The organism is Lelliottia sp. GFLA7 (assembly GCF_056490165.1).
This window is the reverse complement of record NZ_JBWLAQ010000001.1, coordinates 1,014,019-1,026,533: the sequence shown is the minus strand read 5'-3', so window position 1 is coordinate 1,026,533 and position 12,515 is coordinate 1,014,019. Positions and strand designations below refer to the sequence as shown.

11 protein-coding genes are annotated in these 12,515 nt (G+C 52.2%); 4 read left to right on the top strand and 7 right to left on the bottom strand.

Going from position 1 to position 12,515, the window contains the following annotated elements; all coding sequences use genetic code 11:
- Positions 1–31: 31 nt before the first annotated feature.
- The 5 genes from maa to acrA form a co-directional block, all read right to left on the bottom strand.
- The gene (maa, locus tag AC07RN_RS04940; RefSeq protein WP_407435645.1) at positions 32–583 is read right to left on the bottom strand and encodes a maltose O-acetyltransferase; all 552 of its coding nucleotides are present in this window, start codon (positions 581–583) and stop codon (positions 32–34) included.
- Positions 584–797: 214 nt separating this feature from the next.
- Positions 798–1,016 (bottom strand): HHA domain-containing protein, encoded by a 219-nt coding sequence (locus tag AC07RN_RS04935; RefSeq protein WP_012016344.1) that lies wholly within the window; start codon positions 1,014–1,016, stop codon positions 798–800.
- A gap of 27 nt (positions 1,017–1,043) precedes the next feature.
- Positions 1,044–1,418 (bottom strand): Hha toxicity modulator TomB, encoded by a 375-nt coding sequence (tomB, locus tag AC07RN_RS04930; RefSeq protein WP_012016345.1) that lies wholly within the window; start codon positions 1,416–1,418, stop codon positions 1,044–1,046.
- Positions 1,419–1,926: 508 nt separating this feature from the next.
- A complete protein-coding gene (gene acrB / locus AC07RN_RS04925) occupies positions 1,927–5,076 on the bottom strand; it encodes a multidrug efflux RND transporter permease subunit AcrB (protein ID WP_012016346.1) in 3,150 nt (1,049 codons plus the stop codon).
- Positions 5,077–5,098: 22 nt separating this feature from the next.
- Positions 5,099–6,292, bottom strand: a complete 1,194-nt coding sequence (acrA, locus tag AC07RN_RS04920; protein WP_235134881.1) for a multidrug efflux RND transporter periplasmic adaptor subunit AcrA — start codon at positions 6,290–6,292, stop codon at positions 5,099–5,101.
- Positions 6,293–6,434: 142 nt separating this feature from the next.
- Between acrA and acrR the strand changes: the two genes are divergently transcribed.
- Both acrR and mscK read left to right on the top strand, forming a co-directional pair.
- Positions 6,435–7,088 carry a multidrug efflux transporter transcriptional repressor AcrR gene (acrR, locus tag AC07RN_RS04915; RefSeq protein ID WP_012016348.1) on the top strand — a complete coding sequence of 218 codons (654 nt, stop codon included), beginning with the start codon at positions 6,435–6,437 and terminating at the stop codon, positions 7,086–7,088.
- Between the two features lie 113 nt (positions 7,089–7,201).
- A complete protein-coding gene (gene mscK / locus AC07RN_RS04910) occupies positions 7,202–10,549 on the top strand; it encodes a mechanosensitive channel MscK (protein WP_478335720.1) in 3,348 nt (1,115 codons plus the stop codon).
- A 46-nt stretch (positions 10,550–10,595) separates the two neighbouring features.
- On the opposite strand, the gene rsmS is transcribed toward mscK, so the two are convergent.
- On the bottom strand, positions 10,596–10,781 hold the full coding sequence (rsmS, locus tag AC07RN_RS04905) for a pleiotropic regulatory protein RsmS (protein ID WP_478335719.1): 186 nt from the start codon (positions 10,779–10,781) through the stop codon (positions 10,596–10,598).
- An 11-nt stretch (positions 10,782–10,792) separates the two neighbouring features.
- Entirely contained in the window at positions 10,793–11,320 is a 528-nt protein-coding gene (gene priC / locus AC07RN_RS04900) for a primosomal replication protein N'' (protein ID WP_478335718.1), read from the bottom strand.
- Between the two features lie 50 nt (positions 11,321–11,370).
- On the opposite strand from priC, the gene AC07RN_RS04895 reads away from it, so the two are divergent.
- Together AC07RN_RS04895 and apt are read left to right on the top strand one after the other, a co-directional pair.
- Positions 11,371–11,748: a DUF454 family protein gene (locus AC07RN_RS04895; protein WP_059177935.1), complete on the top strand. Its 378-nt coding sequence runs from the start codon at positions 11,371–11,373 to the stop codon at positions 11,746–11,748.
- Between the two features lie 154 nt (positions 11,749–11,902).
- Positions 11,903–12,454, top strand: a complete 552-nt coding sequence (apt, locus tag AC07RN_RS04890) for an adenine phosphoribosyltransferase (protein WP_012016353.1) — start codon at positions 11,903–11,905, stop codon at positions 12,452–12,454.
- Positions 12,455–12,515 lie beyond the last annotated feature (61 nt).

The following is a 12,515-nucleotide window of genomic DNA, read 5'->3' as shown; positions in this document are numbered from 1 at the left end:
GGAAAAAGCATAACAGTTACTCATTTCAGGTTTACAGTGTTTTGATGATTTTGGCTGGGTTGCCGCCCACGACGACATTAGCCGGCACGTCTTTTGTGACAACGGCTCCGGAGGCCACCACCACATTATCACCAATCGTGACGCCAGGATTAATTACCGCACGTCCGCCAATCCAGACATTATGGCCGATGGTGACGGGTTTACCTAATTCCAGGCCGCTGTTACGTTCGGTCGCGTCCAGTGGATGCGTCGCGGTATAAATATGCACGCCAGGCGCGAGCATGCAATTGTCACCAATATTTATCGGGCACACATCCAGCATCACGCAATCAAAGTTCGCGTAAAACCCTTTGCCGAGATAAATGTTGTAGCCGTAATCGCACCGAAAGGTTGGCTCAATATAAGCGCCTTCGCTTTGTCCCAATAATTCGTGTAGCAAAGCCTGACGCTCAGATTTCGCATCCGGTGCAGTGTGATTGTAGCGGTGAATCAGATGGCGGGCCTGAAGGCGCTCCGCACGCAGGGTCTCGTCCGAAGGGCGGTAAAGCTCTCCGGCGATCATTTTTTGTTTTTCTTCACTCATGGAATGCCTCACTGGAATGATACGCTCGGTAGCAGCGTAAATAACCTCATCCAGAAAGGGAACGTTCCCGATAGGTTGATGTGATCGGAGTCACAGCATAATTGCCGACGCGCACGTTTGAAACGGTGGACCTGCTTTCACGCAGGGATCGTAAATCGAAAGGTGAATTCAGCGTAAGAAGATAACGATACTGCCTCTAAAACAAACTCTGGAATTAACGGACAAATTTCCATACAGAAACCGGGATTTTGTCATACAGCTTATTCATAGTGAGCTCGGCAAGACGATGGTCGGCGGCTGAATAAAATACAGCCAGTTCATGATCGGGCAGCTCATATTTATTCTTTTCAATAACACGTTCAAGGGTGTCGAGTGACTGACAGCGACGCAAACGCATCAAATAATCTGTCTTGGTTAATGGTTTATCAGACATAAATTCACCTTAGTATTTGTAATAATTCTAACAGGAATGACTTACCGGATTAGCTCTGCTGACGTTGCTGAAACAACGGAATAGCCGATTTCCTGATTTACGCCATTTTTGCAAGTCTTGTGTGTTAATGCCATAACTACTGAACAACATAAAGGTGTCGTCCAGATATTCATCAATTTGCTCAATCAGCTTATTATCTTCATTGTACTTAATTTTATAATTAAGTGCGAAGGTTGCGATATGCTCTATCAGCTCATTAAGCTGTAAGTTGATTGCAGAGGTCGGATCATTAACCCAGCCATGGTTGCTTTCATCAAGATTGGCAAGGCAGTCATGGTACAAGGATTCGCAGAGAAATTTCAACTGCGCAATATCATGCCTTTTTGGCGAGTACTCGTCCATAGCGCATCCCCTTTTGAGTGATTCTTTACTCACCGAGCATCAATGTCGGGATGGATACAACTAGCGTAGCCTTTACGGGTGCAGTTCTCCTGATGTCTTTAACTATAATCCACTCGGATCAAAATTTCATCGCGCTATTACGAAAAATTACAATTAAACCCGTAATGGTGACAGTTAAATGAATGCTTATCGCTGCCAGGGTAAATACTTTCTAAATCAGCATTGGCATTTTTAATGCTACCTTAAGATTCATCACGTTACCTTGTTGTTGCGTATGAACTCGGGATCGGTACACGTCGCCCTTACTTAATCGACCAGGAATAATCCTAATAATACTGAAATGCGATCCAATTAAATAACCCAGAATTTATGGCTTAATTTCTCTATTAAATAGGATATGCCTTATTACGTTGGCAGAAAATAAATGAACTGACACTAAGCGTAATTTATGATTTTACGGAAAAGAAAAAGGCCGCTATTGCGGCCTTTTTATCGGGTGAAACCGGTATCAGTGATGATCTACTGAGTGACTGTGTTCAACGTCTTCATTCTTGCGGCTAAAGCGGCGGCGTACCACCACGAAGAACACCGGAACGAAGAAGATAGCCAGTACGGTCGCGGTAATCATACCGCCCATTACGCCTGTACCCACGGCGTTCTGTGCACCAGAGCCAGCGCCAGTGCTGATAACCAGCGGCATTACCCCAAGGATAAACGCCAGCGATGTCATCAGGATGGGACGCAGACGCATACGTACCGCTTCCAGCGTTGCTTCAATCAGACCTTTGCCCTCTTTATCCATCAGATCTTTGGCGAATTCCACGATAAGTATCGCGTTCTTCGCCGACAAACCAATGGTTGTGAGGAGGCCCACCTGGAAGTAAACGTCGTTTGTCAGTCCACGGAACGTTGCGGCCAGCAGTGCACCGATAACCCCCAACGGAACAACCAGCATAACGGAGAACGGAATCGACCAGCTCTCGTACAATGCCGCCAGACACAGGAACACCACAATCAGAGAAATGGCGTACAGGGCAGGGGCCTGGTTGCCCGACAGACGTTCCTGATAGGACATCCCCGTCCAGTCATAGCCAATACCCGAAGGCAGCTTGCTGGCGAGTTCTTCCATCAGGTTCATTGCTTCACCTGTACTTTTCCCTGGTGCAGCCTGGCCCAGAATTTCCATCGACGGTAAGCCGTTGTAACGTTCCAGACGCGGTGAACCGTATTCCCAATGCGAGGTTGAGAAGGCAGAGAACGGAACCATCTGACCATCGCTACCGCGCACAAACCAGTTGTTGATATCGTTCGGCAACATACGGTACTGCGCTTCAGACATGATGTAGACTTTCTTCACACGGCCACGGTCGATGAAGTCGTTCACATAGCTACCGCCCCAGGCTGCGCCCAGTGTGGTATTGATGTCACTGATAGAAACGCCCAGCGCCTGTGCTTTTTCCTGATCGATATCGATCTTGTACTGCGGCGTATCTTCCATACCGTTAGGGCGCACACCGACCAACAGGTCAGGGTGTTTCGCTATTTCGCCAAACAGTTGGTTACGTGCCTGAGTCAGTTTTTCGTGACCCAAACCGCCCTGATCGATCAGCTGGAAGTCAAAGCCCGTTGCGGTACCCAGTTCGACGATCGCGGGCAGGTTAAAGGCGAACACCATCGCATCTTTAATCTGTGAGAACGTGCCCATGGCACGGCCCGTAATCGCTTCAACTTTGTTTTCATCGCCCGAACGTTCAGACCAATCTTTCAAGGAAACGAACGCAATACCGGTGTTCTGACCACGACCCGCAAAGCCAAAGCCGTTAACCGCAAACACCGATTCAACGTTGGCTTTTTCTTTGGTCAGGTAGTAATCGGTCACTTCATCCAGCACTTTCTGCGTACGTTCTTGCGATGCACCCGCAGGAAGCTGCGCCATCGTCAGGAATACACCCTGATCTTCATCCGGCAAGAAGGAGCTTGGCAGACGAACGAACAGGAACGCCATCCCTACGACGATGATGATGTAGAGCAGCAAATAACGACCCGTGCTGCGCAAGATGCCGCCGATGCTGTCCGTGTAGTGATTCGTGCTCTTATCAAACATACGGTTGAACCAGCCGAAGAACCCTTTCTTGTTCTCACCGTGATCGCCTTTGGCGATAGGTTTTAGCATGGTTGCGCACAGCGCTGGCGTCAGGATTAATGCCACCAGTACCGACAGCGCCATCGCAGAAACGATGGTGATGGAGAACTGACGGTAAATCGCACCGGTTGAGCCACCGAAGAAAGCCATCGGGATAAATACTGCTGACAGTACCATCGCGATACCCACCAGTGCGCCCTGGATCTGGCCCATGGATTTACGGGTAGCTTCTTTCGGCGGAAGACCCTCTTCGGCCATCACACGCTCGACGTTTTCGACCACCACGATGGCGTCATCGACGAGCAAGCCTATCGCCAGCACCATCCCGAACATCGTTAGGGTGTTTATCGAGAAGCCGAATATCGACAGGATGGCAAAGGTGCCTAACAGAACAACCGGTACGGCGATGGTTGGAATCAACGTCGCGCGGAAGTTTTGCAGGAACAAATACATCACCAGGAATACCAGAATGATCGCTTCGACCAGCGTTTTCACCACTTCGTGAATGGAGATTTTCACGAACGGAGTGGTGTCATACGGGTAAACGATTTTCAGGCCTGATGGGAAGAACGGTTCCATTTTCTTCAGTTCAGCACGAATCGCTGTGGCGGTATCCAGGGCGTTTGCGCCAGTTGCCAGCTTAATACCCAGACCGGATGCCGGCTGGCCATTAAATTTCGCAATGACGTCGTAGTTCTCACCACCCAGTTCAACCTTCGCAACATCGCGCAGGCGAACCTGTGAACCGTCCTGATTCACTTTCAGCAGAATTTTGCTGAACTCATCCGCGGAGGTTAAACGGGTTTGCGCGATGATGGAGGCGTTCAACTGCTGGCCTTTCACCGGCGGTGTACCGCCTAACTGACCGGCTGCCACCTGGGCGTTCTGCGCTTTAATGGCGGCAATAACGTCGACCGGCGTAAGCTGGAAGTTGTTCAGTTTGTTCGGGTCCATCCAGATACGCATCGCGTACTGGGAACCAAACAGTTGGACGTCACCGACACCTGAAGTACGGCTGATCGCGTCCTTCATGTTGGCGCCCACGTAGTCGGAAATATCCTCCTGCGTCATGGTGCCATTGGTGTTAATAACGCCGACAACCATCAGGAAGCTACTGGACGATTTCTCGACGCTTACACCCTGCTGCTGGACTTCTTGCGGCAGTAACGGCATGGCCAGCTGCAGTTTGTTCTGCACCTGAACCTGCGCGATATCCGCATCAGTACCAGACTCGAAGGTCAGGGTTATCTGAACCGTACCGGTGGAGTCACTGTTGGAGGACATGTACATCAGTTTATCGATACCGTTCATGTTCTGTTCGATAACCTGAGTCACGGTATCCTGCACCGTTTTCGCATCAGCACCAGGGTAGACGGCGGTGATTGAAACTGCTGGCGGCGCAATCGTTGGATATTGCGCCACGGGCAGCTTCAGGATCGCCAGTCCCCCTGCAAGCATGATAATGATGGCGATCACCCACGCGAATATGGGGCGATCGATAAAGAAATTAGGCATGTCTTAACGGCTCCTGTTTAAGTTAAGACTTGGTTTGTTCTGACTCGCCACCGGCTGCGGCTTGTTGTTTCTCGTCAGATTTAACTTCCTGGGCCTTCACTTGCGCGCCAGGTCGTACTTTTTGCAAACCAGTAATAATTACGCGATCGCCATCTTTCAAACCTTGGGTCACCAGCCATTTGTCGCCAATCGCCTGCGCCGCAGTGATTTGACGCATCTCAACCTTGTCATCCGCACCGACAACCAGCGCGCTGGCATCGCCGCGTGGCGTACGCGTTACGCCCTGCTGTGGGACCAGAAGTGCGGTTGGGTTAATCCCTTCTTCAAGACGGGCACGCACGAACATACCGGGCAACAGCGTGTGGTCAGGGTTCGGGAAAATGGCACGTAAGGTGATGGAGCCTGTGGTCTGATCGACGGTCACGTCAGAGAATTCCAGCGTACCTTCCTGTGCGAACTTGCTGCCATCATTGGTCACCAGTTGCACTTTCGCTTTGCCGTTCTCTTGCTTCAGCGCACCGCTCGCCAGCTCTTTCTGCAGACGCAGGAAATCGTTGCTGGATTGCGTGACGTCAACGTAGATCGGGTCAAGCTGCTGGACAGTCGCCAGCGCGGTCGCTTGACCGTTCTGAACCAATGCGCCTTCAGTAACGGAGGATTTACCAATACGACCACTGATAGGGGAGGTCACTTTGGTATACGCCAGGTTAATGCGGGCGGTTTCAACAGTGGCCTTGGCGGCGACAACCGCAGCGTTGGCTTGTTGGGAATCTGCCTGCGCAGTGTCATAGTCTTGTTGACTGATGTATTGCGTACCGAGCAGTTTCTTATAACGGTTAAGCGTGACCTGAGAAATTCGGGCTGCCGCTTCTGCTTTCGCCAAATCGCCTTTCGCGCTTTCGTAAGCAGCCTGATAGGTTGCCGGATCAATCTGATACAGAGACTCACCTGCTTTTACATCACCACCCTCGGTGAAGTTACGTTTCAGGATAATCCCATTCACCTGAGGACGAACTTCCGCAACGCGGTAAGCGCTTGTACGGCCTGGTAATTCTGTTGTGATTTGCAGAGGTTCGGTTTTAAGCGTCACGACACCGACTTCGGGTGCCTGCTGCGCTCCTTGTTGAGCCTGTTTCTCATCACATCCTGTAAGCGCTAAGCCGCCTGAGAGCATCAGAACGATCGCCAGAGGCGTTAACCCTCTGTTTTTGTTCATATGTAAACCTCGAGTGTCCGATTTCAAATTGATCAATGGATCAAAAGTCCGCAAACCCATTGCTGCGTTTATATTATCGTCGTGCTATGTTACATACATTCATAAATGTATGTAAATCTGACTACTGTAAATTCACTCACGTATGGCACGAAAAACCAAACAACAAGCGCTTGAAACTCGACAACACATTCTTGATGTGGCGTTGCGTCTGTTTTCGCAGCAGGGTGTGTCATCGACCTCGCTGGCGCAGATTGCTCAGGCCGCGGGTGTCACACGGGGAGCGATTTACTGGCATTTCAAAAATAAGTCAGACTTGTTCAGTGAAATCTGGGAGTTGTCAGAATCTAGTATTACCGATCTTGAGACTGAGTATCGGGCAAAATTCCCTGACGATCCACTCTCAGTTTTGAGAGAAATACTGGTATATGTTCTTGAGGCGACAGTCATTGAAGAACGACGCCGCCTGATGATGGAAATCATCTTCCATAAATGTGAGTTTGTCGGTGAAATGGAGAGCGTGCAACAGGCGCAAAGAAGCCTGTGCCTGGAGAGCTACGACCGCATCGAGTACACCCTCAATCAGTGTATTCAGGCGAAAATGTTGCCTGCCGATCTGCTGACTCGCCGGACGGCCATTCTGATGCGCAGCTATATTTCCGGTCTGATGGAAAACTGGCTTTTTTCTCCGCAGTCGTTTGACCTCAAAAATGAAGCGCGCAGTTACGTCGAGATTTTACTCGAGATGTGCCAGTTCTGCCCAACGCTTCGCGCCGGTTCCGCCACCCCTCAGCTTTAATCCATCCAGGAATTTTCCTGGAGCTTGGCGTTCTCGCTATTCTGCATCTTGTGCGCGTGATATTCTCCGCACCTGGCTATTTTTGGTCATCTTCTCACAGCAAACTCATAACTATGTTGCACTATTCTCGCTTGCAAAACCCTGTTTTTGCCTTAATTTTCTCCGTGCTGGTTTTCTTGATGACGGCACCTGCCTCCTGGGCGCGAGCTGAAAACAGCTCCGAGCTCCCGGCGCGTGCGGATGTACAGTCGCAAGTGGACACGCTCAACAAACAAAAAGACCTCACGCCGCAGGATAAACTCGTCCTGGCCGATCTGACGGAAACGCTGGAGACGCTCGATAAACTCGAGCGCGTGAAGACGGAAACCACTCAGTTGCGTCAGAAAGTGGCCGAAGCGCCTGCGAAAATGCGTCAGGCTACCGCATCGCTTAGCGCGTTGAGCGACGTGGATAACGACGATGAAACCCGCAAAACGCTGACGACACTCTCGCTGCGCCAGCTTGAATCGCGGATGACGCAACTGCTCGACGATTTACAAACCGGGCAGAGCGATCTCGCGACGTACAACAGCCAACTGGTCTCCCTGCAAACGCAGCCGGAACGCGTTCAGAACGCGATGTACACCGCCTCGCAACAGCTTCAGCAGATTCGTAACCGCCTGAACGGGACGACGATGGGAGAGGGCGCGCTGCGTCCCACTCAACAAACGCTTTTGCTGGCACAGCAAGCGCTGCTCAACGCGCAAATTGACCAGCAGCGTAAAAGTCTGGAAGGCAATACCGTTTTGCAGGATACCCTGCAAAAGCAACGTGATTATGTCACGGCGAACATTAATCGTCTGGAACACCAGCTTCAGCTCTTGCAGGAAGCGGTGAACAGCAAACGTCTGACGCTCACTGAAAAAACCGCGCAGGAAGCCGTCTCGCCGGACGAAACCACGCGCATCCAGACGAATCCCCTGGTTAAGCAAGAGTTGGATGTGAACCATCAGCTCAGCCAGCGCCTGATCCAGGCGACGGAGAGCGGGAACTCGCTGGTTCAGCAAAATATTAAAGTTAAAAACTGGCTGGATCGCGCACTGCAGGCGGAACGCAATATCAAAGAACAGATTGCGGTGCTGAAGGGCAGTCTGTTGTTATCGCGCATTCTCTATCAGCAGCAGCAGACGCTGCCTTCCGCCGATGAGCTGGAAGACATGACGAATCGTATTGCCGATTTGCGTCTTGAGCAGTTTGAAGTGAACCAGCAGCGCGATGCGCTTTTCCAGAGCGACGCTTTTGTCGCGAAAGTGGAAGATGGCCATTCCAGCGAAGTGAATGACGAAGTCCACGATGCGCTGTTGCAGGTAGTGGATATGCGCCGCGAGCTGCTCGACCAGCTCAACAAACAGCTGGGCAATCAGCTGATGATGGCGATCAATCTGCAAATCAACCAGCAGCAGCTGGTGAGCGTATCGAAAAGTCTGCAGGAAATTCTGACTCAGCAAATCTTCTGGGTGAACAGCAATAAACCGATGGACTGGGACTGGGTGAAATCCTTCCCTGAAACGCTGAAATCACAGATCAAGAGCATGAAAATTACCGTGAACTGGGAGAAAGCCTGGCCTGCGGTGATGATTGCCTTCCTCGCAGGTTTGCCGTTGCTGTTGATTGCGGGCTTGATTCGCTGGCGTCTCGGCTGGATGAGAAAATACCAGGAGAAGCTGGCTGACGAAGTGGGGCAACTGCGTAATGACAGCCAGCTTCACACGCCAAAAGCGATCCTTATCGATCTGATCCGCGCGATGCCGATCTGCCTGGTGATTCTGGCCGTTGGCCTTATTCTGCTGACCATGCAGCTGAACATCAGCGATCTGCTGTGGGCGTTCAGTAAAAAACTGGCGCTGTTCTGGCTGGTATTCGGCTTGTGCTGGAAAGTGCTGGAAAAAGACGGCGTGGCAGTGCGTCACTTCAATATGCCTGAGCAGCTCACCAGCCACTGGCGTCGCCAGATTGTGCGCGTGAGTCTGGCGCTGTTACCGCTGCATTTCTGGTCGGTTGTGGCAGAGCTTTCTCCGCTGCATCTGATGGACGATGTGCTCGGCCAGCTAGCTATTTTCCTCAACCTGCTGCTGATTGCCGTGCTGATGTGGCCGATGTGCCGCGACAGCTGGCGCGACAAAGAGTCGCACAACATCCGGCTGATCACCGTTACCGTGCTGGCGATCATTCCGCTGGCGCTGATGGTACTCACCGCGACGGGCTATTTCTACACCACGCTGCGCCTGTCGGGCCGCTGGATTGAAACCGTTTATCTGGTAATCCTCTGGAACCTGCTGTATCAGACGGTGCTGCGTGGCCTGAGCGTTGCAGCGCGCCGTATTGCCTATCGCCGTGCGCTGGCGCGTCGGCAGAATATGGTGAAAGAGGGTGCAGAAGGGGCAGAGCCGCAAGAAGAGCCGACCATCGCGCTCGAACAGGTTAACCAGCAGACGTTGCGTATCACCATGTTGGTAATGGTGGCGCTGTTTGGCGTGGTGTTCTGGGCGATTTGGTCAGACCTGATCACCGTATTCGCCTATCTCGACAGCATCACCCTGTGGCAGTACAACGGCACCGAAGCCGGTACGGCGGTGATGAAAAGCGTCACCATGGGCAGCCTGCTGTTTGCACTGGTTTCGTCGATGGTTGCGTGGGCGCTGATCCGCAACTTGCCTGGCTTGCTGGAAGTGCTGGTGCTCTCGCGTCTGAACATGCGACAGGGCTCTTCGTACGCCATCACCACTATCCTGAACTACGTGATTCTGGTGGCGGGGGCAATGACCGTCTTCGGGTCGCTTGGCGTCTCGTGGGATAAACTTCAATGGCTGGCTGCCGCGCTCTCCGTGGGTCTCGGTTTTGGCTTGCAGGAGATCTTCGGTAACTTCGTTTCTGGTCTGATTATCCTGTTCGAGCGCCCGGTGCGTATCGGCGACACCGTGACCATCGGCACCTTCTCCGGTACGGTCAGCAAGATCCGCATTCGTGCGACCACGATTACCGATTTCGATCGCAAAGAGGTGATCATCCCAAACAAGGCGTTTGTGACCGAGCGTCTGATCAACTGGTCGCTTTCCGACACCATCACGCGCGTGGTGATCCGTCTCGGCGTAGCGTACGGTTCCGATCTCGACAGGGTGAAAGAAGTTCTGCTGCAGGCAGCGATGGAGCATCCAAAAGTGATGCACGATCCGGCTCCGGCGGTGTTCTTCACCACCTTTGGCCCAAGCACGCTGGATCACGAGCTGCGTTTATATGTGCGTGAACTGCGCGATCGCAGCTATGCCGTTGATGAGCTGAACCGCACCATCGACCGCCTGTGCCGCGAAAACGGCATTAATATCGCCTTCAACCAACTTGAAGTTCACCTGCGCAATGAGAAAGGTGATGAGCATACGGAAGTGAAGCGCGAAATTAAGGGCGACGACCCTACGCCAGCCTGATTTTTCCCGGCTTGAACGCTGGCTTGATTCTGGAAAGCTGGCTTGATTACATTCCCTCTCCCGGTGGCAGAGGGGTAGGGTGAAGGCATGCAGCCTTCACCTTGCTTTCAAAATCCTGCGTCACAATTTCCAGCGCTTTCAGCACCGTTTCGGGCGGAAGATCGTGATTTTCCAGCAGCATAATCAGATCGACGGCCAGTTTGACCTCATCCGGTGCGTTTTCCAGCGACATTTTTCTCTCCATTAACGGGTCATACGCGCAATCACGCGTTCGATCTCTTCTAGCGCCTGACGACAACGCGTGATACGGCCTTCCAGTGTGCTGACTTCACGCATTAAGCGCTGCTGATCGTCCAGCGTTTCGGCGGATTCTAGCTGCTTTTCTCGATCCCGTTTCATCTCAAACAGCCGACGCTCAAATTCCTGATGCTCCAGCCGTTTGCGTTGCCATTTTCCTGCGCCGGCCGACGCGCTATCCCAGGCGCGCAGCGGCCATGCGGTAATCTCGCGATGCAGGGCGGTGATCTGTTCGGTCAGATGCCCTGCAAGCCACGCCACCTGCTCAGGCTGAGCCTGATTAACGGCGCGCTGCAACTCATCAAAGTGAGCCTGCGCTTCATCAAGATAATCTTTCATGAGCGTGCTGCGGGTGCGGAACAACTGCCTGTCAAAGCGGGGTTTCAGCGTCGCGTGCTGCATCAGCGGTGAGGCCTGCACACGCAGGGCGATCAGCTGATTTTGCAGGGTTTCCAAAAGCAAGGCTGTTTTCAATCCGCTCTCCAGTGGTAAAGTAGCCGTTCAGTTTGATAACGATTCGCATTATGAAGCGTACTATTTTAATCATCATTGGCTGGCTTGCGGTAGTGCTTGGCACGTTGGGTGTGGTTTTACCGCTCTTGCCGACCACGCCGTTTATTCTGCTGGCGGCCTGGTGTTTTGCCCGCTCGTCGCCGCGATTCCACCAATGGCTGCTTTATCGCTCGTGGTTTGGTGGCTATCTGCGCCACTGGCAACAATACCGGGCGATGCCGCCTGGGGCAAAGCCTCGCGCCATTGCGGTAATCCTCATTACCTTTGCCATTTCATTATGGCTGGTCAAGATGATGTGGGTACGCATCCTGTTGCTGGTGATTCTCTCCTGCCTGCTATTCTTTATGTGGCGAATTCCCGTCGTTGATGAAAAACAACAAAAGCACTGAAGAGCGCTGATGGCTGTTGCATTTATCCCGCGTAGCCAGTAAATTCGACCGTTTTCGAGCACAGGTGCGCCTGGTCAAAGGTTAATCAATTGTAACTTTGACCGTACTTTTATGCACACCGTGGGTAACACCGTTTTTAACCAGGCATACATTTATGACCGCAACTGCGCAGCAGCTTGAATATCTGAAAAACAGCATCAAAAGCATCCAGGATTATCCAAAGCCTGGCATTCTTTTCCGTGATGTCACCAGCTTGCTGGAAGACCCGAAAGCGTACGCTCTCAGCATCGAACTGCTGGTTGAGCGCTACAAAAACGCCGGGATCACCAAAGTCGTAGGAACAGAAGCACGTGGCTTCCTGTTTGGCGCACCGGTTGCGCTCGAGATGGGCGTGGGCTTTGTACCGGTACGTAAACCGCGTAAATTGCCACGTGAAACCATTGCTGAAAGTTATGAGCTGGAATACGGCACCGATCAGCTGGAAATCCATGTTGATGCGATTAAACCGGGCGATAAAGTGCTGGTTGTCGACGATCTGCTGGCAACGGGTGGCACGATCGAAGCGACCGTGAAACTGATCCGCCGTCTGGGTGGCGAAGTGACCGACGCGGCCTTCATCATCAATCTGTTCGATCTGGGCGGCGAACAGCGCCTGGAAAAACAGGGCATCACCAGCTACAGTCTCGTTCCTTTCCCGGGTCATTAATCCCGACTCCCGCAACCTCGCCCAACGGGTGAGGTTGTGTTAGCATGACCCCCCTGAATTC

Bases quoted from the DNA above. Each gene is read 5' to 3' on its own strand.
- acrB (WP_012016346.1), bottom strand. From the start codon at position 5,076: ATGCCTAATTTCTTTATCGATCGCCCCATATTCGCGTGGGTGATCGCC.
- tomB (WP_012016345.1), bottom strand. From the start codon at position 1,418: ATGGACGAGTACTCGCCAAAAAGGCATGATATTGCGCAGTTGAAATTT.
- acrA (WP_235134881.1), bottom strand. From the start codon at position 6,292: ATGAACAAAAACAGAGGGTTAACGCCTCTGGCGATCGTTCTGATGCTC.
- AC07RN_RS04935 (WP_012016344.1), bottom strand. From the start codon at position 1,016: ATGTCTGATAAACCATTAACCAAGACAGATTATTTGATGCGTTTGCGT.
- mscK (WP_478335720.1), top strand. From the start codon at position 7,202: ATGTTGCACTATTCTCGCTTGCAAAACCCTGTTTTTGCCTTAATTTTC.
- AC07RN_RS04895 (WP_059177935.1), top strand. From the start codon at position 11,371: ATGAAGCGTACTATTTTAATCATCATTGGCTGGCTTGCGGTAGTGCTT.
- apt (WP_012016353.1), top strand. From the start codon at position 11,903: ATGACCGCAACTGCGCAGCAGCTTGAATATCTGAAAAACAGCATCAAA.
- acrR (WP_012016348.1), top strand. From the start codon at position 6,435: ATGGCACGAAAAACCAAACAACAAGCGCTTGAAACTCGACAACACATT.
- maa (WP_407435645.1), bottom strand. From the start codon at position 583: ATGAGTGAAGAAAAACAAAAAATGATCGCCGGAGAGCTTTACCGCCCT.
- rsmS (WP_478335719.1), bottom strand. From the start codon at position 10,781: ATGTCGCTGGAAAACGCACCGGATGAGGTCAAACTGGCCGTCGATCTG.